The sequence below is a fragment of the Pseudomonas sp. SH10-3B genome, assembly GCF_019891415.1.
GTDB lineage: Bacteria > Pseudomonadota > Gammaproteobacteria > Pseudomonadales > Pseudomonadaceae > Aquipseudomonas.
The window spans coordinates 143,555-169,836 of the sequence record NZ_JAFLXD010000006.1; the positions used below are offsets into that span (position 1 = coordinate 143,555).

General features: G+C 60.7%; 26 protein-coding genes. 14 read left to right on the forward strand and 12 right to left on the reverse strand.

Annotation, left to right across the window (positions count from 1 at the left end):
• Positions 1-4: 4 nt before the first annotated feature.
• The 4 genes from kdsA (at position 5) to ispD (ending at position 3,463) form a co-directional block, all read left to right on the forward strand.
• Complete coding sequence (gene kdsA, locus J1G35_RS07175; protein WP_223014266.1) at positions 5-850, forward strand: 3-deoxy-8-phosphooctulonate synthase; 846 nt, start codon at positions 5-7, stop codon at positions 848-850.
• Between the two features lie 157 nt (positions 851-1,007).
• Entirely contained in the window at positions 1,008-2,297 is a 1,290-nt protein-coding gene (gene eno, locus J1G35_RS07180) for a phosphopyruvate hydratase (protein WP_053137218.1), read from the forward strand.
• Between the two features lie 183 nt (positions 2,298-2,480).
• Positions 2,481-2,759, forward strand: a complete 279-nt coding sequence (gene ftsB / locus J1G35_RS07185) for a cell division protein FtsB (protein ID WP_003172294.1) — start codon at positions 2,481-2,483, stop codon at positions 2,757-2,759.
• Complete coding sequence (gene ispD / locus J1G35_RS07190; RefSeq protein ID WP_223014268.1) at positions 2,756-3,463, forward strand: 2-C-methyl-D-erythritol 4-phosphate cytidylyltransferase; 708 nt, start codon at positions 2,756-2,758, stop codon at positions 3,461-3,463. The genes ftsB and ispD overlap by 4 nt, the downstream gene beginning before the upstream one ends.
• On the opposite strand, the gene J1G35_RS07195 is transcribed toward ispD, so the two are convergent.
• Positions 3,464-4,360 (reverse strand): LysR substrate-binding domain-containing protein, encoded by an 897-nt coding sequence (locus J1G35_RS07195; protein ID WP_223014270.1) that lies wholly within the window; start codon positions 4,358-4,360, stop codon positions 3,464-3,466. It lies immediately after the preceding gene.
• A 109-nt stretch (positions 4,361-4,469) separates the two neighbouring features.
• Here J1G35_RS07195 and J1G35_RS07200 point away from each other — a divergent pair, with 109 nt between their 5' ends.
• The 8 genes from J1G35_RS07200 (at position 4,470) to rpoS (ending at position 11,587) form a co-directional block, all read left to right on the forward strand.
• Positions 4,470-5,582, forward strand: a complete 1,113-nt coding sequence (locus tag J1G35_RS07200; RefSeq protein ID WP_017137160.1) for an S-(hydroxymethyl)glutathione dehydrogenase/class III alcohol dehydrogenase — start codon at positions 4,470-4,472, stop codon at positions 5,580-5,582.
• A gap of 8 nt (positions 5,583-5,590) precedes the next feature.
• A complete protein-coding gene (gene fghA / locus J1G35_RS07205) occupies positions 5,591-6,436 on the forward strand; it encodes an S-formylglutathione hydrolase (RefSeq protein WP_223014272.1) in 846 nt (281 codons plus the stop codon).
• Between the two features lie 54 nt (positions 6,437-6,490).
• Positions 6,491-6,964, forward strand: coding sequence for a 2-C-methyl-D-erythritol 2,4-cyclodiphosphate synthase (gene ispF / locus J1G35_RS07210; protein WP_012722614.1), 474 nt, complete (start codon positions 6,491-6,493; stop codon positions 6,962-6,964).
• Positions 6,961-8,019, forward strand: coding sequence for a tRNA pseudouridine(13) synthase TruD (truD, locus tag J1G35_RS07215; protein WP_053137206.1), 1,059 nt, complete (start codon positions 6,961-6,963; stop codon positions 8,017-8,019). The genes ispF and truD overlap by 4 nt, the downstream gene beginning before the upstream one ends.
• Complete coding sequence (gene surE, locus J1G35_RS07220) at positions 8,007-8,756, forward strand: 5'/3'-nucleotidase SurE (protein ID WP_053137202.1); 750 nt, start codon at positions 8,007-8,009, stop codon at positions 8,754-8,756. Before truD ends, surE begins: the two co-directional genes overlap by 13 nt.
• A 41-nt stretch (positions 8,757-8,797) precedes the next feature.
• Complete coding sequence (locus tag J1G35_RS07225; protein WP_172681516.1) at positions 8,798-9,433, forward strand: protein-L-isoaspartate(D-aspartate) O-methyltransferase; 636 nt, start codon at positions 8,798-8,800, stop codon at positions 9,431-9,433.
• 207 nt (positions 9,434-9,640) lie between these two features.
• Positions 9,641-10,477 carry a peptidoglycan DD-metalloendopeptidase family protein gene (locus J1G35_RS07230; RefSeq protein WP_223014334.1) on the forward strand — a complete coding sequence of 279 codons (837 nt, stop codon included), beginning with the start codon at positions 9,641-9,643 and terminating at the stop codon, positions 10,475-10,477.
• A 105-nt stretch (positions 10,478-10,582) separates the two neighbouring features.
• On the forward strand, positions 10,583-11,587 hold the full coding sequence (rpoS, locus tag J1G35_RS07235) for an RNA polymerase sigma factor RpoS (protein WP_032891629.1): 1,005 nt from the start codon (positions 10,583-10,585) through the stop codon (positions 11,585-11,587).
• Positions 11,588-11,800: 213 nt separating this feature from the next.
• On the opposite strand, the gene J1G35_RS07240 is transcribed toward rpoS, so the two are convergent.
• Complete coding sequence (locus tag J1G35_RS07240; protein WP_002554837.1) at positions 11,801-12,010, reverse strand: cold-shock protein; 210 nt, start codon at positions 12,008-12,010, stop codon at positions 11,801-11,803.
• A gap of 389 nt (positions 12,011-12,399) precedes the next feature.
• Between J1G35_RS07240 and dcd the strand changes: the two genes are divergently transcribed.
• Complete coding sequence (gene dcd, locus J1G35_RS07245; RefSeq protein ID WP_003172320.1) at positions 12,400-12,966, forward strand: dCTP deaminase; 567 nt, start codon at positions 12,400-12,402, stop codon at positions 12,964-12,966.
• A gap of 107 nt (positions 12,967-13,073) precedes the next feature.
• Positions 13,074-13,274 (forward strand): hypothetical protein, encoded by a 201-nt coding sequence (locus J1G35_RS07250; protein ID WP_027604457.1) that lies wholly within the window; start codon positions 13,074-13,076, stop codon positions 13,272-13,274.
• A 15-nt stretch (positions 13,275-13,289) separates the two neighbouring features.
• Here the strand turns inward: J1G35_RS07250 and pdeM are convergent, their stop codons facing one another.
• From pdeM to J1G35_RS07300, 10 genes are all read right to left on the reverse strand, one after another.
• Positions 13,290-13,940, reverse strand: a complete 651-nt coding sequence (gene pdeM, locus J1G35_RS07255; protein ID WP_053137192.1) for a ligase-associated DNA damage response endonuclease PdeM — start codon at positions 13,938-13,940, stop codon at positions 13,290-13,292.
• Positions 13,940-16,420, reverse strand: a complete 2,481-nt coding sequence (locus tag J1G35_RS07260; protein WP_223014274.1) for a ligase-associated DNA damage response DEXH box helicase — start codon at positions 16,418-16,420, stop codon at positions 13,940-13,942. Before J1G35_RS07260 ends, pdeM begins: the two co-directional genes overlap by 1 nt.
• Before the next feature lie 57 nt (positions 16,421-16,477).
• Positions 16,478-17,242 carry an ATP-binding cassette domain-containing protein gene (locus J1G35_RS07265; protein WP_012722621.1) on the reverse strand — a complete coding sequence of 255 codons (765 nt, stop codon included), beginning with the start codon at positions 17,240-17,242 and terminating at the stop codon, positions 16,478-16,480.
• Positions 17,243-17,255: 13 nt separating this feature from the next.
• Positions 17,256-18,374 (reverse strand): succinylglutamate desuccinylase/aspartoacylase family protein, encoded by a 1,119-nt coding sequence (locus J1G35_RS07270; protein WP_223014276.1) that lies wholly within the window; start codon positions 18,372-18,374, stop codon positions 17,256-17,258.
• Between the two features lie 9 nt (positions 18,375-18,383).
• Positions 18,384-19,094, reverse strand: a complete 711-nt coding sequence (locus J1G35_RS07275; RefSeq protein WP_053137183.1) for an ABC transporter permease — start codon at positions 19,092-19,094, stop codon at positions 18,384-18,386.
• Positions 19,091-19,819, reverse strand: a complete 729-nt coding sequence (locus tag J1G35_RS07280) for an ABC transporter permease (RefSeq protein ID WP_053137181.1) — start codon at positions 19,817-19,819, stop codon at positions 19,091-19,093. Before J1G35_RS07280 ends, J1G35_RS07275 begins: the two co-directional genes overlap by 4 nt.
• 57 nt (positions 19,820-19,876) lie before the next feature.
• Positions 19,877-20,656, reverse strand: a complete 780-nt coding sequence (locus tag J1G35_RS07285) for a transporter substrate-binding domain-containing protein (protein ID WP_027604451.1) — start codon at positions 20,654-20,656, stop codon at positions 19,877-19,879.
• 233 nt (positions 20,657-20,889) lie between these two features.
• Positions 20,890-22,524, reverse strand: a complete 1,635-nt coding sequence (locus J1G35_RS07290; RefSeq protein ID WP_223014278.1) for an ATP-dependent DNA ligase — start codon at positions 22,522-22,524, stop codon at positions 20,890-20,892.
• Complete coding sequence (locus tag J1G35_RS07295; RefSeq protein WP_223014280.1) at positions 22,521-23,525, reverse strand: ligase-associated DNA damage response exonuclease; 1,005 nt, start codon at positions 23,523-23,525, stop codon at positions 22,521-22,523. The genes J1G35_RS07290 and J1G35_RS07295 overlap by 4 nt, the downstream gene beginning before the upstream one ends.
• A 285-nt stretch (positions 23,526-23,810) precedes the next feature.
• Positions 23,811-26,252, reverse strand: a complete 2,442-nt coding sequence (locus tag J1G35_RS07300; protein WP_223014282.1) for a penicillin acylase family protein — start codon at positions 26,250-26,252, stop codon at positions 23,811-23,813.
• Between the last annotated feature and the right edge of the window lie 30 nt (positions 26,253-26,282).

The window sequence follows — 26,282 nt, forward strand, 5'->3', positions numbered from 1 at the left end:
CCTGATGGCCCAGAAGATCATTCGCGTAGGCGACATCGAGATTGCCAACGACAAGCCCATGGTGCTGTTCGGCGGCATGAACGTGCTGGAAAGCCGTGACATGGCGTTGCAGGTCTGTGAAGAGTACGTAAAGGTTACCGAGAAACTGGGTATCCCTTACGTGTTCAAGGCCAGCTTCGACAAGGCCAACCGTTCGTCCGTGGCCTCCTATCGCGGCCCCGGCCTTGAAGAAGGCATGCGGATCTTCCAGGACATCAAGCAAGCCTTCGGCGTGCCGATCATCACCGACGTCCACGAGCCTGAACAGGCTGCCGTGGTCGCCGAAGTGTGCGACATCATCCAGTTGCCGGCCTTCCTGTCGCGCCAGACCGACCTGGTCGTTGCGATGGCCAAGACCGGCGCTGTGATCAATATCAAGAAAGCCCAGTTCCTCGCACCTCAGGAAATGAAACACATCCTGAACAAGTGCGTGGAAGCGGGTAACGACCAGTTGATCCTCTGCGAGCGTGGTTCGAGTTTCGGCTACAACAACCTCGTGGTGGACATGCTCGGTTTCGGCATCATGAAACAGTTCGAATACCCGGTGTTCTTCGACGTGACCCACGCGCTGCAAATGCCCGGTGGTCGCGCCGACTCTGCCGGTGGGCGCCGTGCCCAGGTACTGGACCTGGCCAAGGCCGGCATCAGCCAGTCCCTGGCTGGCCTGTTCCTGGAAGCCCACCCGGACCCGGACAACGCCAAATGCGATGGCCCATGCGCCCTGCGCCTGGACAAGCTGGAACCCTTCCTGGCCCAGCTCAAGCAGTTGGACGAACTGGTCAAGAGTTTTCCGACAGTAGAGACCGCGTAAGCGTTGATTCTCCGGTAGACTTTCCCACGCTTTACGCTCAGGCCTACGGGCCTGAGCCTTGTCGCCTGCAAGCCTGCCCCGTTGTTCCACCCTTGCGGTCGGTCAAAAGATTTCCTTCAGCTGCGTCGTTTTCGTCAACTTTGGAGTGTTTACAACAATGGCAAAAATCGTCGACATCAAAGGTCGTGAAGTTCTCGACTCCCGTGGCAACCCCACCGTCGAAGCCGACGTGCTTCTCGATAACGGCATCATCGGCAGCGCCTGCGCGCCGTCCGGTGCTTCCACAGGTTCGCGCGAAGCGCTGGAACTGCGTGATGGCGACAAGAGCCGTTACCTGGGCAAGGGTGTACTCAAGGCTGTAGCCAACATCAACGGCCCGATCCGTGACCTGCTGCTGGGCAAAGACCCGCTGGACCAGAAAGCCCTGGACCACGCGATGATCAAACTCGACGGCACCGAAAACAAAGGCAGCCTGGGCGCCAACGCCATCCTCGCCGTGTCCCTGGCTGCTGCCAAGGCCGCCGCCCAGGACCAGGACCTGCCGTTGTACGCCCACATCGCCAACCTGAACGGTACCCCGGGTGTGTACTCGATGCCGGTTCCGATGATGAACATCATCAACGGTGGCGAGCATGCCGACAACAACGTCGATATCCAGGAATTCATGGTGCAGCCGGTCGGCGCCAAGACCTTCTCCGAAGGCCTGCGTATGGGCACCGAGATTTTCCATCACCTCAAAGCCGTGCTGAAGGCCCGTGGCCTGAGCACTGCCGTGGGTGACGAAGGTGGTTTCGCACCGAACCTGGCGTCCAACGAAGATGCACTGAAAGTGATCTCCGAAGCCGTGGCCAACGCTGGCTACACACTGGGCACCGATGTGACCCTGGCCCTGGACTGCGCTGCCAGCGAGTTCTACGAAGATGGCAAATACAACCTGTCCGGCGAAGGCCAGGTGTTCAACTCCGAAGGTTTTGCCGAGTACCTGAAGGGCCTGACCCAGCGCTATCCGATCATCTCGATCGAAGACGGCCTGGACGAGTCCGACTGGGATGGCTGGAAGATTCTCACCGACAAGATTGGCGAGAAAGTCCAGCTGGTGGGTGACGACTTGTTCGTGACCAACACCAAGATCCTGAAAGAAGGCATCGACAAAAAGATCGCCAACTCGATCCTGATCAAGTTCAACCAGATCGGCACCCTGACCGAAACCCTGGAAGCCATCCAGATGGCCAAGGCAGCGGGCTACACCGCCGTGATCTCGCACCGCTCCGGCGAAACCGAAGATTCGACCATCGCCGACCTGGCCGTGGGCACTTCGGCGGGCCAGATCAAGACCGGCTCCCTGTGCCGCTCTGACCGTGTGTCCAAGTACAACCAATTGCTGCGTATCGAAGAGCAACTGGCCGGCAAAGCCAAGTACAACGGTCGCGGCGAGTTTCGCGGCTGATCGCTAGTTAAGAGTAAAGCGTGGTAAAAAGTCGGCGGATTGCGTCGGAAAATTCACGATAGTGAACATTTCGGCGCTAATCTGATGGCTATCAAGCACAAGCCTGGTTCTTCCAGGCTTCGTGCTATCAGTTGCTGTAAAAGTTATGCATGGCGTCTTTTTTCACTGGATACCCGATATTCGATGCGCAGTCCCAATTGGTTGTTCCTCGTCTTGCTCTTGTTGCTGGCTGGCCTGCAGTACCGCCTATGGGTGGGTAATGGCAGCTTTGCGCAAGTAAAAGACCTGACCCAGCAAATTGCCGACCAGCACGCCGAGAACGAACGCCTGCTGGAGCGCAACCGCGTCCTCGATGCCGAAGTACTTGAGCTGAAAAAAGGCACCGAGACCGTTGAAGAACGCGCTCGTCATGAGTTGGGCATGGTCAAGGAGGGCGAAACCCTCTACCAGTTGGCCCAATGAACCCCTGTTTGCCGGCCTTCTGGGCCGTGATACCTGCTGCGGGCGTCGGTGCCCGTATGGCCGCGGACCGTCCCAAGCAATACTTGCAGTTGGGCGGGCGCACTATTCTCGAACACAGCCTTGGCTGTTTTCTCGACCATCCCAACCTCAAGGGGTTGGTGGTCAGTCTTGCTGCTGAAGATCCGTATTGGCCCACCCTGGCGTGCGCCGCTGACCCGCGTATCCAACGTGCGGACGGTGGTTCGGAGCGCTCGGGCTCGGTGCTCAATGCACTCTTGCAGCTCAATGCCCTGGGCGCCAGCGATGATGATTGGGTGTTGGTGCACGATGCGGCGCGGCCTAACCTGAGCCGTGATGACCTCGACACGTTGTTGGCCGAGTTGGCGGACGACCCGGTAGGCGGCCTGTTGGCCGTGCCGGCCCGCGACACCCTCAAACGCGTCGACAAGCAGGGTCGGGTGGTGGAAACCGTTGACCGAAGTTTGATCTGGCAAGCCTATACGCCGCAGATGTTCCGCTTGGGAGCCTTGCACCGCGCATTGGCTGATAGCCTGGTGGCCGACGCGGTGATCACCGACGAAGCCTCGGCGATGGAATGGGCTGGGCAGGCGCCGCGTTTGATCGAAGGGCGGTCGGACAATATCAAGGTGACCCGGCCGGAAGACCTGGAGTGGCTGCGGTTGCGGTGGGCGAATCGTCGTTAATCAACCACTGTACTCCGGCCGCTCGGCCAACCCCTCTTTCAAGAACTCCACCAACTTCCTGACCTTCGGCGACAAATGCCGCTGCTGCGGATACAACGCCCACACTGCCGTATTCGGCGGCTGATGCGCCTCCAGCAGCGACACCAGCGCGCCGCTGTGCAGATGCTCCAGCACGTAATAGTCCGGCAGTTGGCACAATCCCACGCCTTGCAACGCCGCATCCAACACCGCTTGCCCACTGTTGCAGCGCCAGTTGCCCTGCACCCGTTGGGAAAATTCGCGTCCGTCCTGGGCCAATTGCCAAATGTCCGAGCTGCCGATCAGGCAGTTATGCCGGCTCAGTTCCGACAAACTATGTGGCCGACCATACCTGGCCAGATAGGAAGGCGACGCGCACAGGTACATGCGCCGAGGCGCGAGACGGCTGGCGACCATGCGCGAGTCCTGCAAGCGCCCCAGGCGAATCGCCAGGTCGAGGCCTTCGTGCACCAGGTCCAGTTGGCGGTTGCTCAGTTCGATATCGACCCGTAATTGCGGGTACAAACCCATGAACCGCGTCACCAGCGGCACGATAAACCGCTCGCCATAGGCCACCGCGCAGGTCATGCGCAACATGCCTTTTGGCTCGCTGGCAAGGTCACCCACCGCACGCAGGGCTTCTTCGCGGCCGTCCTGTAGACGCTGGCAATGTTGCAGAAATGTCTGACCCGCTTCAGTCAGGGTCACCTTACGGGTACTGCGATACAGCAACCGCGTTTGCAGGCGCTCTTCCAGGCGCGCCACTTGGCGGCTGATATGGGATGACGACACCCCCAGCCGCTCGGCGGCTGCCGTGAATTGGCTGCATTCGGCGACGGCGACAAATTCATCGATGCCTTCCCAACGGTTTTCCAGCACGTTGATTATCCCTGTACGGCAATAAAGTTTTGCTTTCGCCTGGATTATTAATCAACGAGCCATGTTTTACACTCACCGCCTCAGTTTTTAACCTGATGGAGAAACCCGGATGATCAAGTCCCGCGCTGCCGTTGCCTTTGAAGCCAAGAAACCCCTCGAGATCGTGGAAGTCGATGTGGCCATGCCCAAGGCTGGCGAAGTGCTGTTGCGTGTGGTCGCCTCCGGGGTCTGCCACACCGACGCCTACACCTTGTCCGGCGCTGACCCGGAAGGCATCTTCCCGTCGATCCTTGGCCATGAAGGCGGTGCTGTGGTCGAGGCCATCGGCGAGGGCGTGACGTCGGTGGCGGTCGGCGACCATGTGATCCCGCTGTACACCCCGGAATGCGGCAAGTGCAAATTCTGCCTGTCGGGCAAGACCAACCTGTGCCAGGCCATTCGTTCTACCCAAGGTAAAGGCCTGATGCCGGATGGCACCACGCGTTTCTCCTACAAGGGCCAGCCGATTTTCCACTACATGGGGACTTCGACGTTCTCCGAGTACACCGTGCTGCCGGAAATTTCCGTCGCCAAGATTCCTAAAGAAGCACCGCTGGAGAAGGTCTGCCTGCTCGGCTGTGGCGTTACCACCGGCATCGGTGCAGTGATCAACACCGCCAAGGTCAAGCCTGGCGACACCGTGGCCATCTTCGGTCTTGGCGGTATCGGTCTGTCGGCCGTGATCGGTGCGGTCAAGGCCAAGGCCGGCCGTATCATTGCGATTGACATCAACCCGGCCAAGTTCGAAATCGCCAAACAACTGGGCGCCACCGACTGTATCAACCCGAAAGACTACGACCGCCCGATCCAGGACGTGATTGTCGACTTGACCGACGGCGGCGTGGACTTTTCCTTCGAATGCATCGGCAACGTGCAACTGATGCGCGCCGCGCTTGAGTGCTGCCATAAAGGTTGGGGCGAGTCGGTGATCATCGGCGTTGCCGGTGCTGGCCAGGAAATCTCCACGCGTCCATTCCAACTGGTGACCGGTCGCGTCTGGCGTGGCTCGGCGTTCGGTGGCGTACGCGGCCGTACCGAGTTGCCAAGCTACGTGGAAATGGCTCAGACCGGCGAGATCCCGCTGGACACCTTCATCACCCACACCATGGGCCTGGAAGACATCAACAAAGCGTTTGACCTGATGCATGAAGGCAAGAGCATTCGTACCGTCATCCACTTCTGAGGTCGGCCATGAGTCTGGAAAACCTGTCGTGCCAGAAGAGCTTCGGCGGCTGGCATAAACGCTACAAGCATCACTCCGATGTGCTCGGCTGTGACATGACCTTCGCCGTCTACCTGCCGCCGCAAGCCGAGCAGGGCGGCAGGCTGCCGGTGCTGTACTGGCTGTCCGGGTTGACCTGCACCGATGAGAATTTCATGCAGAAAGCCGGCGCCCAGCGCATGGCCGCCGAGTTGGGGCTGATCATCGTCGCACCCGACACCAGTCCCCGTGGGCCCGGTGTACCGGGCGACCCGGATAACGCCTGGGATTTTGGCCTGGGTGCAGGGTTCTACCTGAATGCCACCCAGGAGCCTTGGGCCAAGCACTATCGGATGCATGACTACGTGGTGCAGGAATTGCCGGCATTGGTTGAAGCGCATTTCCCGGCTTCGGACAAACGCGGTATCAGCGGCCACTCCATGGGCGGCCACGGTGCGTTGGTGTGTGCCTTGCGCAACCCTGGGCGTTACCTGTCGGTGTCGGCGTTTTCTCCGATTAACAATCCGATGGATTGCCCATGGGGTCAGAAAGCTTTCTCGCGCTACCTCGGTGAAGAGCGTTCCAAGTGGCGTGAATGGGATGCCTGTGTGCTGATCAGCGAAGCCTCGGAAAAGCTGCCGTTGCTGGTGGATCAGGGCGACCGCGACGATTTCCTTGCCGTGCAGCTCAAGCCCGAAGCTTTGCAGCAAGCGGCCAAGGCGGCCAGCCATCCATTGGAACTGCGCCTGCAGCCCGGCTACGACCACAGCTACTTCTTTATCGCCAGCTTCATCGAAGACCATTTGCGACACCATGGTCGTGCTTTGCTCGGTTAATGTGAGGCAAAAGTAGGTAGAATCACGCCCTGAATTAAATCGGGGCGTTTTTTTATGCGTATTGGCCACGGCTACGATGTGCACCGTTTCGCTGAAGGCGATTTCATCACCTTGGGCGGCGTGCGCATTGCGCACCACCATGGGTTGCTGGCTCATTCCGACGGCGACGTTGTCTTGCATGCCTTGAGCGATGCCTTGCTCGGCGCGGCGGCGCTGGGCGATATCGGCAAGCACTTTCCGGATACCGATCCGACCTTCAAGGGCGCCGACAGCCGTGTCTTGCTGCGCCATGTGGTCGGCCTGATCCACGCCAAAGGCTGGAAGGTCGGCAACGTCGATAACACTATCGTGGCCCAGGCGCCGAAAATGGCCCCGCATATCGAATCCATGCGCGCACTGATTGCCGCAGACCTGCAAATTGAATTGGATCAAGTCAACGTGAAAGCCACCACCACCGAAAAGCTCGGATTCACCGGTCGTGAAGAGGGCATTGCGGTGCACTCCGTCGCCTTGTTGCTGCGCGCATGAACGATCTGCAACTGCTGGGCCCGCGTGCCTATGGCGAGGCCCTGGGCAGCGCGGTCCTGAAGGCCACTGCTGAAGATTTCCAGGTCGACGAAGTGCTCGATATTCCGCTTACCGGCGAAGGCGAGCACCTGTGGTTGTGGGTTGAAAAGCGCGGGCTCAACACTGAGGAAGCCGCGCGGCGTATCGCCAAGGCTGCCGGCGTGCCGTTGCGCACGGTCAGCTATGCCGGGCTCAAGGATCGCCAGGCGTTGACCCGCCAGTGGTTCAGTGTGCAACTGCCGGGCAAGGCCGATCCGGACATGAGCGGGGCGGAGAACGACACCCTCAAGATCCTGAAAACCGCCCGCCACAAGCGCAAGCTGCAGCGTGGCGCGCATTCGGCCAACGGCTTTACCTTGCGCCTGACCCAATTGGTCGGTGATACCGCTGCCATCGACGCACGGTTGCAACTGATTGCCCAGCACGGCATTCCCAACTATTTCGGCACCCAACGCTTTGGCCACAACGGTGGCAATGTCGTCGACGCCCGTGAATGGGCTGCGCGCAAGGCTCTGCCGGAGCAGCGCAACGTGCGTTCGCGCTTGTTGTCCACCGCGCGTAGTTTTCTCTTCAACAAAGTATTGGCGGCACGCGTTGCCGACGGTTCGTGGCAGCGCGCGCAAGTGGGTGATCTGCTGGCGTTTACCGACAGCCGCAGCTTTTTTCCGGCGGGGGAGGCAGAGTGCAGCGACCCGCGCCTGGCGATCCTGGACCTGCATCCCACCGGCCCGCAGTGGGGCGAGGGTGATTCTCCGGCGACGGGCGCCACATTTGAGTTGGAACAGGCGGTTGCCGAGGGTGAAGCCGACCTGCGTGATTGGCTGGTGAATGCCGGCATGAGCCAGGAACGTCGCATTCTTCGACTGCCCATTGGCGGGTTGACGTGGCATTATCCCGGGCCTGACATTCTGCAATTGGAATTCGTCCTGCCGGCCGGATGCTTCGCCACTGTCTTGGTGCGCGAGCTTGTTGATCTGGTGCCGGTGGGGCAGACGGACAGCCCATGCGTATTCTGATATCAAACGATGACGGTGCCACCGCACCCGGTCTTGCCGCGCTCTATGCTGCGCTGGAAGATTACGCCGAGTGCGTGGTGGTCGCCCCCGACCAGGACAAGAGTGGCGCCAGCAGTTCGCTGACGCTCGACCGTCCGCTGCACCCGCAGGTTCTGGCCAATGGCTTTATCAGTGTGAACGGCACCCCCACCGACTGCGTGCACCTGGCGATCAACAGCCTGTTGGATCAGGAGCCGGACCTTGTGGTGTCGGGTATCAACCTCGGCGCCAACCTGGGCGACGATGTGCTGTATTCCGGCACCGTGGCGGCGGCCCTTGAAGGGCGCTTCCTCGGTCGGACCTCGTTCGCGTTTTCGTTGGCATCGCGCCAACTGGACAACCTGCCCACCGCCGCCTATTTCGCCCGCAAGCTGGTAGAGGCCCATGGCTCCCTGGACCTGCCGCCGCGCACGGTGCTCAACGTCAACATTCCCAACTTGCCCCTCGACCATATTCGCGGCATCCAGTTGACCCGCCTGGGCCATCGCGCCCGTGCGGCAGCGCCGTTGAAGGTGGTCGACCCGCGTGGCAAGGAAGGCTATTGGATTGCTGCAGCGGGCGATGCCGAAGACGGTGGTCCAGGCACAGACTTTCACGCGGTGATGCAAGGCTATGTGTCAATTACCCCGTTGCAACTTGATCGCACCTTCAGTGATGCCTTCAGTAGTCTCGATGGCTGGCTGGAGGGGCTGCGCTGATGGCTCGTGAACAAGACGACCTGCTGCGCCGGGGCATTGGGATGACGTCCCAGCGCACCCGTGAGCGTTTGATCCAGCGCCTATACGAAGAGGGCCTTTCCAACGCCCAGGTGTTGGAAGTGATCCGGCGTACGCCTCGCCATCTGTTTGTCGATGAGGCCCTGGCCCATCGCGCCTATGAAGACACGGCATTGCCCATCGGCCATAACCAGACCATCTCCCAGCCTTACATGGTTGCGCGCATGAGCGAGCTGCTGTTGGCGGCGGGCCCGCTGGACAAGGTGCTGGAGATCGGCACCGGTTCCGGCTACCAGACGGCCGTGCTGTCGCAACTGGTGGAGCGGGTGTTCTCGGTGGAGCGCATCAAGGTGCTGCAGGATCGCGCCAAGGAGCGCCTGGTGGAGCTGAACCTGCGCAACGTGGTATTCCGCTGGGGTGATGGCTGGGAAGGTTGGCCGGCACTGGCGCCTTACAACGGAATTATCGTCACTGCCGTGGCCACTGATGTTCCGCAAGCGTTGCTCGACCAGTTGGCCCCGGGCGGGCGCCTGGTCATCCCGGTGGGCTCCGGTGAAGTGCAACAATTGATGCTTATTGTCCGTGAGGAAGACGGTTTTTCCCGCCATGTACTGGGGGCCGTACGCTTTGTTCCGTTGCTCAACGGCCCGCTGGCCTGATCATTTTTTGCGGGCAGTGAATTCTGTTGGTGTGGATGTGTCTTACGGCGGGGTCTATCAAATCAACATGCCGGGCAGATCGATTAAACGTGCTGAATGATTCGTTTCAGTCGTTTGCCGGTAAAACTTCAATGCCCAGTTATACTTGCGTCATATTTCAAGCCTGATACAGGCGTTCATGTTCAGCCACCACAAAGGGAGCGGCGGGTGAGTCTCACAGGTCTTGCGCAGCGTATGAGTAAAACAAGTTTTCAGCGACTGGTGCTTGGCCTTGTCTTTGGTTCCCTTCTGGTAGGGTGTTCCAGCTCGCCAAGCAGCGGTGCGCGGGTCGTTGACCGCAATAACGCCGCGCCGCAAAAGCCGACGGTGACCACCGGGCAATATGTGGTGCGAAAAGGCGACACGCTGTTCTCGATCGCCTTCCGTTATGGCTGGGACTACAAAGCGCTCGCAGCCCGTAACAACATTCCTGTGCCTTACACCATACATCCGGGTCAGACGATTCGCTTTGACGGTCGTACCGGGACTGTTCCTACGGCAGTTGTGACAAACACCGGATCTTCGCCGTCGTCTTCGAGCAAAACCACCATCATTACCCGGCCTGCGGGTACGGCTTCGCCGAGTGTCACGAACAAGCCGGCACCCGCGCCGTTGCCACCTGCTGGGCCGGCTCCGACCGGCTGGGGATGGCCCTCAAACGGAGTATTGATTGGAAAATTCTCTTCAAACGGTAGTTTGAATAAAGGCATTGATATCGCCGGGGATTTGGGACAGCCTGTTTTGGCTGCGTCTGATGGGACGGTGGTGTACGCCGGGAGTGGTTTACGGGGCTACGGCGAGCTGGTCATCATCAAACACAGCGATACCTACGTCAGTGCTTACGGCCACAACCGTAGGCTGTTGGTTCGGGAGGGGCAGCAGGTCAAAGTCGGACAGACAATTGCCGAAATGGGGTCAACTGGTACAGACCGGGTGAAACTGCACTTTGAGATTCGCCGTCAAGGGAAGCCTGTAGATCCACTGCAATTCCTACCCCGTCGTTGATGTGTTGCACAGCCTGTTCCTCACGTAGAAGGAACAGGCTCCAGCGCTGCCAAGGATAAAGGCGTCGCTTGAGCTTGAGGTCGAACTCACCAAAGGACTATAACAATGGCTCTCAGTAAAGAAGCGCCGGAGTTTGACATCGACGATGAGGTTCTCCTTATGGAGACCGGTATCGCTATGGAATCGATGTCGAATGAGGGACCTGCAACACCTTCAGTTCGCACCAAATCCAAGAACTCCACTGCGTTAAAGCAACACAAATACATTGATTACACGCGGGCGCTCGATGCGACCCAGCTGTACCTCAATGAAATCGGCTTTTCCCCTCTGCTGACTCCCGAAGAAGAAGTCCATTTTGCGCGATTGTCGCAAAAGGGCGATCCGGCTGGGCGCAAGCGCATGATTGAAAGCAACCTGCGCCTGGTGGTGAAAATCGCCCGACGCTACGTCAATCGTGGGCTGTCCCTGTTGGACTTGATCGAGGAGGGCAACCTGGGCTTGATCCGGGCGGTGGAGAAGTTCGACCCTGAGCGCGGCTTCCGCTTCTCTACCTATGCCACCTGGTGGATTCGCCAGACTATCGAACGGGCGATCATGAATCAGACCCGCACGATCCGGTTGCCGATCCATGTGGTCAAGGAGCTCAACGTCTACCTGCGGGCTGCACGTGAGCTCACTCAAAAACTCGATCATGAACCCTCGCCCGAAGAAATCGCCAACCTGCTGGAAAAACCGGTAGGGGAGGTCAAGCGTATGCTTGGTCTTAACGAGCGTGTGTCTTCGGTCGACGTCTCGCTGGGTCCGGATTCGGATAAAACCCTGCTGGACACCCTGACGGATGATCGTCCTACCGATCCTTGCGAGCTGCTGCAGGACGATGATCTTTCCCAAAGCATTGACCAGTGGCTGTCGGAGCTCACGGACAAGCAGCGTGAGGTGGTGATTCGCCGCTTCGGCCTGCGTGGCCATGAGAGCAGCACGCTGGAGGATGTAGGCCTGGAGATCGGCCTGACCCGTGAGCGGGTGCGGCAGATCCAGGTGGAAGGCCTCAAGCGCTTGCGCGAGATCCTGGAGAAGAATGGCTTGTCGAGTGAGTCGTTGTTTCAATAACGACACAGCTTGAATGCTTGAAGGTGGGAGGGGGCTTGCCCCCCCGATGGCGGTGGGTCAGTCGATACATCCAGTGACTGAACTACTACCACCGGGGGCAAGCCCCCTCCCACATTTTTTTGCGCGTTGCATTTTATTCATGCATGCCCAAATTCCAGGCATAAAAAAACCCCGCTTTTAAGGGCGGGGTCTTTTCGACTAAGTCAGTACAAGTTAGATAACTTGAACTTCTTCAGCTTGCATGCCTTTCTGACCGCGGGTAGCGATGAAAGAAACCTGTTGGCCTTCTTTCAGGCTTTTGAAGCCGTCGGATTGGATAGCTTTGAAGTGAACGAACAGGTCGTCACCGGATTGTGGAGTGATGAAGCCGAAGCCTTTTTCATCGTTGAACCACTTAACGGTACCAGTTTGGCGATTAGACATGGTGTATCTCCTTGGACAAAGTTAACTGCGACTCAGGAAAAGCCCTGGCCGAGACTGAGTGCAAAGAGCAGGAAAAATTCTTGGAGATGGTTGGATCGAAATTCAACATATCGTGTAGAGATTCTCAGTGACACAAGCAGCACAGTGGCGCCACCTTAACCCTTTTTCCGGGACGTGCCAATGGTATTTCCGAAGGTTTCTCTATTTTCGTGACTGGCGGTGGTATTTACAGACACCGGTTGCGGCAATACGGAGCCCGGCCCCGCTGGCTGCGCCTTATAGCAGCCGGCGCATTCATCAAGAAAAGACCCACGCCCTTTGAACCCCAACGCCGGCCCCGGTAAGATGCCACACAGAATTTTTCCACCTCGCTATTCAGGACACCCGCCATGAGCATCAAATCGGACAAGTGGATTCGCCGCATGGCGCAAGAGCACGGCATGATCGAACCGTTCGTTGAGCGCCAGATTCGTGGCGAAGGCGATGACCGCGTGATCTCGTACGGCGTTTCCAGCTATGGCTACGATGTGCGTTGCGCCGATGAATTCAAGGTGTTCACCAACATCAACTCGGCAATTGTCGATCCGAAGAACTTCGACGAAAAGAGCTTCGTCGACGTGAAAAGCGACGTGTGCATTATCCCGCCAAACTCCTTTGCTCTGGCACGCACCGTGGAATTCTTCCGCATCCCCCGCGACGTGCTGACTATCTGCCTGGGTAAAAGCACTTACGCGCGCTGCGGCATTATCGTCAACGTGACGCCGCTTGAGCCTGAGTGGGAAGGCCACGTGACCCTGGAGTTCTCCAACACCACCACCCTGCCTGCGAAAATCTACGCCAACGAAGGCGTGGCGCAGATGCTGTTCCTGCAGTCTGACGAGGCCTGTGAAGTGTCCTACAAAGACCGCGCCGGCAAGTACCAGGGCCAGCGTGGCGTCACCCTTCCACGCGCTTGATCGAAAGGTCCTACGCGTAAAGGGAATTAGTCCGCAGAAAGTGACTCTATTGGGTGTACTGCCTCGGTGCGTGCAAAACGCGCCGAGCCACGCTTGAGGAGTGCCCTATGAAGATTGACCCGCGAATCAGCGCAGAACTTGCCCGGCTTGAACCCAACCAGATTGGCGTTCTGGCCTGGTCCCTGATGGCCGATCCCGCCTATGCGGGCGGCATCCCCGGCCAGCCCGATGAAGATTGGCCGCAGCAGCCCACCGAACCCGGTGAGCCAACCCTGCCGGACGAGCCACCTCCCGCGCCGGTCGCCTGATACCCGCAAGGCCGGTCAGCCCACCTGCCACACCTGGTGATCGCCGATGACGAAGATTCGGCGTTCATTGTCCTGATCGACTGCATACCCCCCGGTAAACGCCCCAAACGCCGGCAGCAGACTGACGCGCGTGCCGAGCTGAAAGCACGGCAGGCGCAGGCTCTGCCGGCCCTTGCCGCGCAAGCGATACACGGGGTGCACATGCCCCGCCAGCACATGGTGGCTGGCATGGGCATGCGGTTCGTGTTGCAGGGCGAAAGGGCCCATCAGCAGTGGCTCCGGAACCACTTCGATCCTCAAGTCAGCCGGTGGGTCGCCCGCGCGTTTATCGTGATTACCGCGAATCAAGGTCATCGACAGGTCGCAATGGCGCGCTCGCCAAGCCCTCAAGGCGTTGAGGGTGCCGCTGGCATGGGAACCGGGCCCGTGGAGGAAGTCGCCGAGAAAGATCACCTGGGCGCACGGTACGGCTGCCAACAGCCGATCCAGGCGCTGCAGGTTTTCGGTGGTGGTGCCTTGCGGTACCGGCTGGCCCAGGCTGCGATAGGCCGATGCCTTGCCAAAGTGTGCATCGGCGATCAGCAGGCACTGGCGCGCGGGCCAGTAGACTGCCTTATCCGCCAGCAGCCACAGCTCTTCGCCCTCAATCGTCACTGAGCAGACCATCAGCGTTTCCCGTTATCAGCGACTTTTTCCAAGTCCTTGACCATCCGCGCAATGCGTTCCGAGAGTTTTTCCGAACTCATACTTTCGCGCATCCGTTCCACCAGCAGCGGGAAGGCCAGGGGCGTAGGACGTTCGATCACATGCAAGTCCAGTGTCAGCGCCGAGAGGCGAAGTAAAGTCTCTTCCAGCCGACGAATATCCAATTCGTCGCGCAGGACTTCTTCCCCTGCCTGGGTCAGCAACAGGTTCTGCGGGTCATATTGCTTGAACACCTCAAAGAACAACCCGCTGGATGCCTGCACCTGGCGCGTGCTTTTTGGCGCGCCAGGGTATCCGGCAAACACCAGCCCGGCGATCCGCGCAATCTCACGAAAGCGGCGCAGGGCCAGCTCTCCGGCGTTGAGGCTGGCTGCCACGTCTGCCAGCAACTGCTTCGGGCTCAGTAGCGCCTTATTCAGTAAGCGTGGCCAATCCACCTCGGTGGCGCTGAGCAATTCCAAGCCGTAATCGTTGACGGCAATCGAGAACGTCACAGGCTGCTGCTGGCTGACCCGCCACGCCAACAGACTCGCCAACCCCAGGTGCACCTGGCGGCCGGCAAACGGGTAGAGGAACAGGTGCCAGCCCTCCCGCGATTTCAAGGCTTCGGCCAACAAGTGCGCGCGCGTCGGCAAGCCGGACCAGCGCAGTTGCGTCTGCAACAGCGGTTGCACGGCCTGCATTTCCGGGCCCTCGTAGCGCCCCTGCGCCGCCGCATCGAAGCGCTCCACCACGGCTTGGGCCAACTCGTTGGAAAGGGGCATGCGCCCGCCATTCCAGCGCGGCACGGCGGCTTTTTTCGCGCTGCTGCGGCGCACATAGGCGGTCATGTTTTCCACCCGCACCAACTCCAGCAACCGCCCGGCAAACAAGAACCCATCACCCGGCTTGAGCCGTGCGATAAAACCTTCCTCAACACTGCCCAGGTTCCTGCCGCCGCCGCCCTTACTCCAGAATTTCAGCTGGATGCTGGCATCGCTGACGATGGTGCCCACGCTCATCCGATGGCGGCGCGCAAGCCGGGCATCGGGGACGCGCCAGATGCCGTGCTCGTCTGGCTCGACGCGGCGGTAATCCGGGTAAGCGCTCAGCGACAAGCCACCGTGGCGTACAAAGCCTAGGGCCCAGTCCCAATCGGTGCCGGTAAGATCACGATAGGCCCAGGCGCCACGCACCTCCGCCAGCAGCGCCTGCGGCGTAAAGCCACCGCCGAGGGCCATGCTCACCAAATGTTGTACGAGCACATCCAATGGCTTGTGGGGCGATTCGCGGGCTTCGATACGCCGCTCTGCAATGGCGTCCTGGGCCGCAGCGGCTTCCACCAGTTCCAGGCTGTGGGTCGGCACCAGAGTCACCCGCGACGGTCGTCCGGGTGCATGCCCCGAGCGCCCGGCGCGTTGCATCAGGCGTGCCACACCTTTGGCCGAGCCGATTTGCAGCACGCGCTCCACCGGCAGAAAATCCACCCCCAGGTCCAGGCTGGAGGTGCATACCACTGCCTTGAGCTGACCGTCTTTCAACGCCCGCTCCACCCAGTCGCGGGTCTCGCGGGACAGCGAACCATGGTGCAGGGCAATCACCCCGGCCCAATCGGGTCGGGCATCGAGCAATGCCTGATACCAGATTTCCGACTGCGCCCGCGTGTTGGTAAACACCAGGCAACTGCTGCTGGCGTCGACCTCGGCTACCACCTGCGGCAGCATCTTCAAGCCGATATGCCCGGCCCACGGAAACCGCTCGGCGACGGGCGGCAGCAAGGTGTCGACCTTCAGTTGCTTGGCCGTTTGCCCCTGCACATTGATCCCGTTTCCTTGTGGGACCAGCACCTCCAAGGCGTGGGACTGGTTACCAAGGGTGGCCGAAATGCCCCACACCATCAGTTCGGGATGCCAGCGTCGCAGCCGCGCCAACGCCAGTTGCAATTGCACGCCGCGCTTGTTGCCGATCAGTTCATGCCATTCATCCACCACCACCATGCGCAGGTGCGCCAGACTCGTTTCGCTGTCGGCGCGGGCGAGCATCAGGGTCAGGCTTTCCGGGGTGGTGACCAGCGCGGTGGGCTGGCGTCGGGTTTGCCGGGCACGCTCGCTGCTGCTGGTATCGCCGGTGCGCAGGCCGACGCTCCAGGGAATCTGCAAGGCCTCGAGCGGTGCTTCGAGGGCGCGTGCGGTGTCAGCGGCCAACGCACGCATGGGCGTGATCCACAGCACGGTCAGTGGCTCAGCCGGCGGTTTGCGTTTACCGGTGGCGGGCTGGCGGGTGATCGCGAAACGATTGAGGGCGGCAAACCACAGGGCGTAGGTTTTGCCGGCACCGGTGCTGGCGTGCAGCAAACCAGATTGGCCGTCCTTGACCGCAGTCCAGACGTCTTTCTGGAAGGCGAACGGCTTCCAGCCTTTGGCGGCAAACCACTGTTTGGCGAAGTCGAGGGGTTTTGCCATGCGGCAGCGAACGCTCTGGAGGGCCTATTGCACAGACCCTCCAGGCGTCGCAAAGGTTTACTTCAAATTGCCGCTCAGGAACTGTTGCAGGCGCTCGCTCTTCGGATTGCCGAGTACATCCTCAGGTGCGCCTTGTTCTTCCACCAAGCCCTTGTGCAGGAACAACACCTGGCTGGATACCTTGCGCGCAAAGCTCATCTCGTGGGTGACCATGATCATGGTGCGGCCTTCCTCGGCCAGGCCCTGAATCACCTTCAACACTTCACCCACCAACTCCGGGTCGAGGGCCGAGGTGGGTTCATCGAACAGCATCACTTCCGGTTCCATGGCCAAGGCGCGGGCGATGGCCACCCGTTGCTGCTGGCCACCGGAGAGAAACGCCGGGTATTGGTCCGCTACGCGTGCCGGTAAACCCACCTTGTCCAGGTAGCGGCGGGCGCGGTCTTCGGCGTCCTTCTTGCTGCAACCCAGCACCCGGCGTGGGGCCATGGTGATGTTTTCCAGCACGCTCATATGGCTCCATAGGTTGAAGTGCTGGAACACCATCGCCAGCCGTGTGCGCAGGCGCTGCAGTTCGGCATCGTCGGCCACGCGCATGCCGTGGCGGTCGCTGACCATGCGGATCGGCTGGCCGTCGAGGGTCATGGCTCCGTCGTTGGGGGTTTCCAGGAAGTTGATGCAGCGCAAAAAGGTGCTCTTGCCCGAGCCGCTGGCGCCGATCAGGCTGATCACGTCACCGGTCTTGGCCTTGAGCGAGACACCTTTGAGCACCTCATTGTCGCCATAGCTTTTATGCAGGCCTTCAACGGTCAATTTGTACATGGGGCATGCATCCTCAAGGCGAAAGTAGATAGCCGCTGCGGTAGGCCTCGGTGCCGGCGACATGGCCGATGACCATCCCGGCAGTGGCCATGCGGCGCAGCGAACGCGCGTAAAGCAGGCCGGCCTTCTGGCAGTGCACAGGCGTTACGCGGTCGGTAATGGGGTCGATGATTTCGGCGATCAGCTGCCCGGCTTCCAGGTATTCACCGGGCAGGGCGTTGAACACCAGCAAGCCGCCCACCGGTGTAGCCACCGGTTCGACGCCCGCCAGCGGCGTAGCGGGGTAGGTCAGCGCCGGCAGCGGTGCTACGTCGCCGGCAATCGCGCCGAAGTGGATCAGGTAGTCGATGATTGCCTGGCAGTCGAGGGCGGCCAATCCATGGTTGACGTCGCCCTGGCCGCGCAACTCGACGGTCACCGAAAAGCTGCCCATGGGGATCGGGAAGCGTTCGCCGAAACGTTGCTGTAACTGCCACCACACCAAGGTGAAACACTCATCGAAGGATTGCCCGCCGGAGTCTGTTGCCAGCAGGTTGGCCTCCGAGCCGATATAGCGTGCCAGCGGTTCCACCTTCGGCCAGGCTTCGGGCGTGGTGTACAGGTGCGCCACGGCTTCGAAGTCGCAATGCAGGTCCAACACCATGTCGGCGTCGCAGGCCAGGCTTTGCAGCACCAGGCGTTGGGATTGCAACTGGGTCTCGGCGGTTTGCGCGGCCAGGGCGCGGATCAAGGCAGCGCGGATCAGGTCGACGTTGTGCAGTGGGGCATCGCCGAGCAAGTCTTCGACCTGATTGCCGACGGTTTCGCTGAGGTCGACAAACAGGCGATTGAAGTTCTGCCCGCTTTCCAGCTCGTAGCGGCCCAGGGGGATATCCATCAACACCTGTTCCAGGCCCACTGGGTTGGCGATGGGCACCAGCACGATCTCGGCGCGCAGGCGCCCGGCGGCTGCCAGCTCAGCCAGGCGCACCTTCAAGTGCCAGGCCACCAGCATGCCCGGCAGTTCATCGGCATGCAGCGACGACTGGATATAGACCTTGCCTGCGGCCCGCTCGGGACCGAAGTGAAAACTGTGAATCTGCCGCGCCGTGCCTGGCACCGGCGCGATCAGATCGTGTACCTGATGACGCATGGAGGCTCCTTAATGGCTTGGTCCGAGAAACGCCAGCCAGCGGCGCTCTGCCAGACGAAACAGACCGACCAGGGCGAAGGTCACGGTCAGGTAGATCAGCGCGGCGATGCCGAATGATTGAAACGTCATGAACGTGGCCGAGTTGGCGTCCCGCGCCACCTTGAGGATGTCTGGAATCGTCGCGGTAAACGCTACCGTGGTCGAGTGCAGCATCAAGATCACTTCGTTGCTGTAGTAGGGCAGCGAGCGGCGCAACGCCGACGGCATGATCACGTAGGCGTACAACTTCCAGCCGCTTAAACCATAGGCCTTGGCTGCCTCGACTTCGCCGTGAGCCATGCTGCGGATGGACCCGGCGAAAATCTCCGTGGTGTAGGCGCAGGTGTTGAGCGCGAAGGCCAGGATCGTGCAGTTCATCGCATCGCGAAAGAACGCATCCAACACCGGTTGTTCACGCACGGCGGCAATGCTGTAGATGCCGGTGTAGCAGATCAGCAACTGGATATAGAGCGGCGTGCCACGGAACAGGTAGGTGTAGAACTGCACCGGCCAGCGTACCAGCGGGTTGCGCGATACACGGGCGATGGACAGCGGGATCGAGACCACAAAGCCGATGACCAGGGCGGCGCTGAGCAACCACAGGGTCATGGCCAGGCCGGTGATGTGCTGGCCGTCGCTATAAAGGAAAGGGCGCCAGTATTCCTGCAAGAGTTCGATCATCGCACCGCCTCCCGTGAGCCTGCGGAGTAGCGACGTTCAAGACGACGCAGAACAAAGTTGGACGCGCTGGTGATCAACAGGTAGATCAGCGCAGCGAGCACCAGGAAATAGAACAGTTGGTAGGTGCTTTTGCCGGCATCCTGGGCGGCCTTGACCAGGTCCGCCAGACCGATGATCGACACCAGGGCCGTGGCCTTGAGCATCACCATCCAGTTGTTGCCGATACCCGGCAGGGCAAAGCGCATCATCTGCGGGAAGGTCACGTAGCGAAAGCGTTGCCCGCGCTTGAGGCCATAGGCCGTGGCGGCTTCCAACTGGCCACGGGGGACGGCGAGGATCGCGCCGCGAAACGTCTCGGTGAAATAAGCACCGTAGATAAAGCCCAGGGTGATCACCCCGGCGCTGAATGGGTCGATCTCGATGTATTCCCATTCCATGAAGTCGGTCAGGCCGGTGAGCCAGGTTTGCAGGCTGTAGAAAATCAGCAGCATCAGCACCAGGTCAGGTACACCGCGAATCAGGGTGGTGTAGAGCTGGGCGGGGATGCGCAGGAAGGGCAGGCTGGAGAGCTTGGCGCTGGCGCCGAGCAGGCCCAGCAATACGCTGACGGCCAGGGACAGCACCGACAACTTGATGGTCATCCAGGTGCCTTGCAGCAACAACGGGCCGAAACCCTTCAAGCTGAGTGCGCTCAGCCCGAGGGTTTGCAACAGTTCTTCGAACATAAATCAGGACCTATGGCGATAAAAAAGCGCCCCCCCACAGGAGGGGCGCCCCAGGCATTATTTGCCGCTGTACAGGTTCAGATCGCCAAAGTGTTTCTTCTGGATGGTGGCGTAGGTGCCATCATCGTGTAACGCTTTGATACCTTTATCCAAAAGGGCCTTCAGTTCAGTGTTACCTTTTTTGATACCGATGGCGGTTTTCGATGGTAGCAATGGGTCATCGATGGCGGCGCTGACTTCATAGCCGGCACCGGCCGGGGACTTCAAGAAGCCCAGTTCGGCTTGCAGCATGTCCTGCACGGAAGCGTCGAGACGCCCGGAAGTCAGGTCAGCGTAAACCTGGTCCTGGTTGGCGTAGGCCTTGGTGGTCACACCGGCTTTATCCAGTACAGCCTTGGCGTAGGCTTCCTGGATGGTGCCTTGCTCATAACCCACGGATTTACCCTTGAGGGATTCTGGCGTCGAGTAACCCGCGCCTTTCTTGAACACCAGCGAGGTCGGGCCGGAGAACAGTTCGCTGGAGAAGTCGATGGCCTTTTCACGCACCGGGGTCACGGTCATGGACGAAATCACACCGTCGAACTTGTTGGCTTTGAGGCCTGGAATCATGCCGTCAAAGTCACTTTCGACCCACTTGCACTTCACTTTCAGTTCGGCGCAGATCGCATTGCCCAGGTCGATATCGAAGCCCACCAGGCTGCCGTCGGCCGCCTTGGATTCGAACGGCGCGTAGGACGGATCGACACCAAAACGCAGTTCCTTGTATTCCTTGGCCAGCGCGGTACCTGCGGCCATGCACAGAGCCAGTGCAGAAAGGGTCAGCAATGCTTTTTTCATTATTTAATCCCTGGAAACCAAGATAAGCGCTTGTGGCGCGTTTAGGACTGTTACTGAACGGTGTCAGACGGATCACAAGTAGCAATTTCTGCACCATAGTTCCGAATGAGCGTTTTAAAAGGTGGGACAAGGGAGTCCTGAGTGTAGGAGATGCCCGAAAGTGGGCACTGAAAATTGAGCGCACCATTTCGGAACATTTGCAGATCCAGTTGTGGGAGGGCCGGTGTTCTGTGTCAGGCCAGTAAGTCCTGCAGGGTGGCAAGGTTATCCGCCTCATCCACCGCCTTGTCCTGGCGCCAACGCAACATCCGTGGGAACCGCACCGCAATCCCGCTCTTGTGTCGCTTGGACAGCGCAATGCCTTCAAACCCCAACTCAAACACCATGCTGGGCGTCACGCTGCTCACCGGACCGAATTTCTCCACGGTGGTCTTGCGTACGATGGCGTCGACCTTGCGCATTTCCTCATCGGTCAGCCCCGAATAGGCCTTGGCGAAGGGCACCAGCGTACGTTCGCTGCCGGGCGGGCCATCCCACACGGCAAAGGTGTAGTCGCTGTACAGGCTGGCGCGCCGACCATGGCCGCGCTGGGCATAGATCAATACCGCATCGACACTGAAGGGGTCGACTTTCCACTTCCACCACAGGCCCATGTCCTTGGTGCGGCCCACGCCGTAGAGGCCTTGGCGATTCTTGATCATCATGCCTTCCACGCCGAGGCTGCGAGACGCTTCGCGTTGTTCGGCCAACGCCTGCCAGGTCGCGCCCGTCAGCAGTGGCGAGGGCAGAAGCACAGGTTGGTTGCACTGGGCGATAACCTGTTCAAGCTGCGCGCGGCGTTCAGCCAGGGTGCGGTTACGCCAGTCGTCGCCCTGATGTTCCAGCAGGTCGTAGGCCAGTACGGCGACCGGTGCCTCGTCGAGCACCTTTTTGCTCAAGGTCTTGCGGCCGATTCGTTGTTGCAGCAGGGCAAAGGGTTGCACCGCGTCTTTCCAGACCACGATCTCGCCATCGATCACCGTGCCATCGGGCAGGCCACTGACCAGGCTGTGCAGTTCGGGAAAACGTTCGGTCACCAGCTCTTCGCCCCGCGACCAGACCCACAGCCGGCCTTCGCGCTTGACCAGTTGCGCGCGAATGCCGTCCCACTTCCATTCCACCTGCCAGTCTTCGGGGGCGCCGAGCAACGCGTCGAACTGCTCCACCGGCTGCGACAACCCGTGGGCCAGAAAAAACGGATAAGGCTGTCCACCCCGTTGCGCATGTTCGTCGGATGATTCGGCAGCGATCAGCTTGAGGTAGCCTTCGGCTGTCGGTCGGTTGGACAAATCGGTGTAGCCCACCAGCCGCTGGGCCACACGCTTGCTGTCGAGATCGGCCATGGTCGCGAGCGCGCGGGTGACCAGCAATTTGGACACGCCGACGCGAAAGCTGCCGGTGATCAACTTGATGCACACCATCAGGCTCGGCTGGTCCAGTTGCGCCCATAACGCCGGCAACCGTTCGGCCAGGTCCAGGGGCGACAGGCCACGCAGCGGCAGGAGTTTTTCTTCCAGCCATACGGCCAGGCCGTCCTCGGAGGTGTAGGTGGATTCCGGCAGGAGCAGGGAAATCGTCTCGGCCAGGTCGCCTACAGACTGGTAGCTTTCTTCGAACAGCCACGGCTCGATGCCGGACGCTTCGGTGGCCATGTCTCGCAGCAGGCGCGTGGGCACCAATTGCCGGGGGCGCCCGCCAGACAGGAAATACACCGCCCAGGCGGCGTCTTCCGGGGGCGCTTGCAGGAAGTAGGCTTGCAGGGCCGCGAGCTTGGCATTACTGGAGGTAGTGGCGTCGAGGTTGGCGTACAGCTCGGCGAAAGCTTTCATGCCGTGGCCTCTTCTTCGTCATCGCCGTATTCAGTGGTGAAGCCCTGGGCATCCAGGCCTTTTTCCCGCAGATGGCGCACCAATACGCCGACAGAACCGTGGGTGACCATCACCCGCTCGGCACCGGTTTGCTCAATGGCCCACAGCAGCCCGGGCCAGTCGGCATGGTCCGACAGCACGAAACCTCGGTCCACCCCACGCCGCCGCCGGGTGCCGCGCAGGCGCATCCAGCCACTGGCGAAGGCGTCGCTGTAATCGCCGAAGCGCTTGATCCAACTGCTGCCACCAGCGGACGGCGGGGCGATGATCAGGGCCTGGCGCAGCAGCGCGTCGGTCTTTTTGAAATCACCGGCGTAGAGGGTTTCGGGGATGTAGATGCCGGCCTCGCGGTACACCCGGTTCAACGGCTCGACGGCGCCGTGGCTGAGGATAGGACCGATGCTGGCGTCGATGCCATGCAGGATGCGCTGGGCTTTGCCGAAGGAGTAACAGAACAATACGCTGGCTTTTCCGGCGGCGATATTGGCCTGCCACCAGTCGTTGATCCCGGCAAAGATCTGCGCCTGGGGCTGCCAGCGGTAGATCGGCAGGCCGAAGGTGGATTCGGTGATAAAGGTATGGCAACGCACCGGTTCGAAAGGCGCGCAGGTGCCGTCGGGTTCCACTTTGTAGTCACCGGACGCCACCCAGACTTCGCCCTGGTATTCCAGGCGCACTTGGGCCGAGCCGAGTACGTGCCCGGCTGGGTGAAAGCTCAGGGTCACGCCGTGGTGGACGAGTTTTTCGCCGTAGGCCAGGGTTTGCAGGTTGATGTCCTGGCCCAGGCGCGAGCGCAGGATGCCTTCGCCGGGGGCGGCGGCCAGGTAGTGCTGGTTACCGGTGCGGGCGTGGTCGCCGTGGGCGTGGGTGATGACCGAGCGTTCCACCGGGCGCCAGGGATCGATGTAGAAATCTCCGGCGGGGCAGTAGAGGCCTTCCGGCCGGGCGATGACAAGGTCCATGGGGTGACCGGGGCGATGGGCTTATCAGGTATGAGGCGGGGGCGAGCGCAGAAGTTCTATCTGAATGCATGTGGGCCAAATGTGGGAGGGGGCAAGCCCTAGTTATGGCTTTTTGTAGGAGCGAGCTTGCTCGCGAAAAACTCACAGGCGCCGCGTTCATTCAGGAAGCACGCGTTATCGTTGACGTTTTTCGCGAGCAAGCTCGCTCCTACAGGAGGCGATGTACGCTTAACTGACCAAGCCCCCTTCCACATTTGAATCCGGTTTCGTCAGGTGGAAGCCATGTCACTTGCCTGGGGTCAGGGTCAACCTGGCCTTGCCATACACCTTCTCGAAGTTCTGCGGCTGCATCGGGAAGCTCAGGTATTGCGCTTTGAGCGACGGGTCGATGCCATTGGCGTAGTTCGGGCTGGCCGGGTTGCCGGATTGGCCGATGCCGCCCTGGCCCATCATCGGCTCCACCTGGCCGAAGTCGACGATCATGCGCAGTGCCGGCACCTGGGTGGTGTTGAAATCCTGGCCCCAGCTGTACGGTGCCGGGTTCAAGGTGTTGTGGTCGCCACCGGACGCCAGTGGGCCGCGAATCACTTGGCCGCTGGTGTTTTTCCAAGTGGTGCTGTGCAACTTGCCCCACTGCCAGGCTTTGTGGTCGGCGCCCAGTTGGCTGTCGCCGGCGGTGATCGCGGCGGCGAGGCTGCGGGCGAGGATGGCGGGTTTGTCTTCTTTTTGTGCGGTGCGCACGTCGTCCCAGAATGGGCTGTCTTCGCGGCCCAGCAGGTGATCGGCCTGGGCGGCATAGGACAGGTTGGCGTTGCTGACAAAGGCTTTCCAGCTGGCGCTGTTTTCCGGGCCCAGCTCGTCGAGGAAGATCTGCCGGGTGCTTTCCTGCAGGAACAGCTCGTAGAGCGCCGCGTCGGCGGAGGTCGACACCAGGCGCCCATCGAACGCCATCAGGCGCTTCAGTGCTTCCCGTGCCTTGGCCTGCTCGGGCGCCGGCAACGCATCAATCGCCTGCCTCAATGGCTGGGCCATGCCCGGCGCCTGGAACATGGTCTTGAGCTTGGCGGCGAAGGTGGTGGTCTGGTCGTACTGCATGGCGATCATGCTGCGGCTGTCGTGCTTGCCCGCATTGGCCAGTTGCGCCAGGCGCTCGCTGCGCTCCGGTGCATCCCAGGAGTTGGACAGTTGCATGCCGTAGCCACGCGGTGCGGTGCGTTGGTTGGCGGTGCCGATCCAGCCTTGGGCCGGGTCCTGGTCATAGGGGTGCAGCATCGCGTCGGCGTAACCGTCCCAGTCAAAACGCGTATCCCAGCCCGGCGACGGCAGCAGGCCTTCGCCTTCGCGGCGGTTGGGGAAGCGGCCGGTAACCTGCCAGCCAATGCTGCTGGCGTCGGCGAAGACCATGTTCAAGGCAATGGCGCGGATGTTGCGGGTCGCGTCCGAGGCCTTGCCGGCGTTTTGCGCGCGGGAGAGGTCGAAGAACGCGTCGAGGCTCTTGTCATCCTTGAAGTCGGCGGTTTGCAGGGCCAGGCCCAAGCCGGTGGTCAGCGCCTGGCTGCTGTTGAGCAGGGCGCCGTGGCGGGTTTCGTAAACCACTTCGCGAATCGAGCGTTGGCCTTTGACGAAGAAGGTTTCGTTACGCACCGCTGCGGGTAGCCATTTTCCGTTGTTCTCGTAGTACAACGCACTGCCTTGGCGTTTGACCTTTTCCAGGAACAGGTCCTGGGTATCGCCCTTGACCGTGCTCATGCTCCAGGCCACGTTACCGTTGAAACCGGACAACAGGGTCGGCAGGCCGGCAATCGAAGCGCCAACGGCCTGGTATTTCGGTGCACGGATCTGCACGTAGCTCCACGGCGACGGCGCTTGTGGCTGGGCGGCGAGGTCGCCGGCCAGCAGGCTTTTGCCGCTGCGGCTGCGTTGCGGGCCGATGGCCCAGTTGCTCGACGTGGTCACGGCCAGCGAGTTGAGGCTGCTCAATTGCTGGCTGACCGCGTCAAGCCCGGCGAGGCCGGTGATCTGGCCCAGGTTCACGCCTTTGAGTTTCTCGGCTTCGGCCAGGGGGATCGGCTCATCCGGCGCGCTCGGCGTCAGCCAGGCGAGTTTGTCCACCCCGACCTTTTGCGCCAGCAGCAGCGAAGCAAGCTCTTCCTGCAGGTTGGCCGACTCGCTGAAATTCAGCAGGCAGAACAGCAGCGCCGAATCTTCCGGCTTCCAGTATTCCGGCTTGTAGCCGGTCTGGGCCAGGTCCGGCGGCAACTTGTCGCGGTAGCGGAACAGGTAGGCGTTGACGCCACGGGCATACACTTCAAAGAAGCGCTTAAGGCGCGGCGACGAGGCGTTATACAGCTCGCCGGCACTTTTTTTCAGATTGACCGCGCGCATGAAACGGTCCACATCCAGCACCTCAGGCCCGGACATTTCCGCCAGGCGGCCCTGAGCCAGCAGGCGCAGGGTGACCATCTGGGTGATGCGGTCACTGGCGTGTACATAACCGAGGCTGAACAGCGCGTCATGGAAGGTGTTGCTTTCGATCAGCGGCATGCCTTGGGCGTTGCGGCGTATCGAAACATTCTGTGCGAGGCCCTTGATCGGCTGTACGCCGGCAACGGGTGGCAGGGTGTCCTGGGTGCTCTGGAGCTGGCAACCGGCCAGGCTTAACGCACTGGCCACTGCCGCGGCAACGCCGAACCGGGGAAGAAAATGTGAGAGGGCTGGCGAGGCCATGGCAAAGCTCCTGCGGGGGGTAGCGTCAGT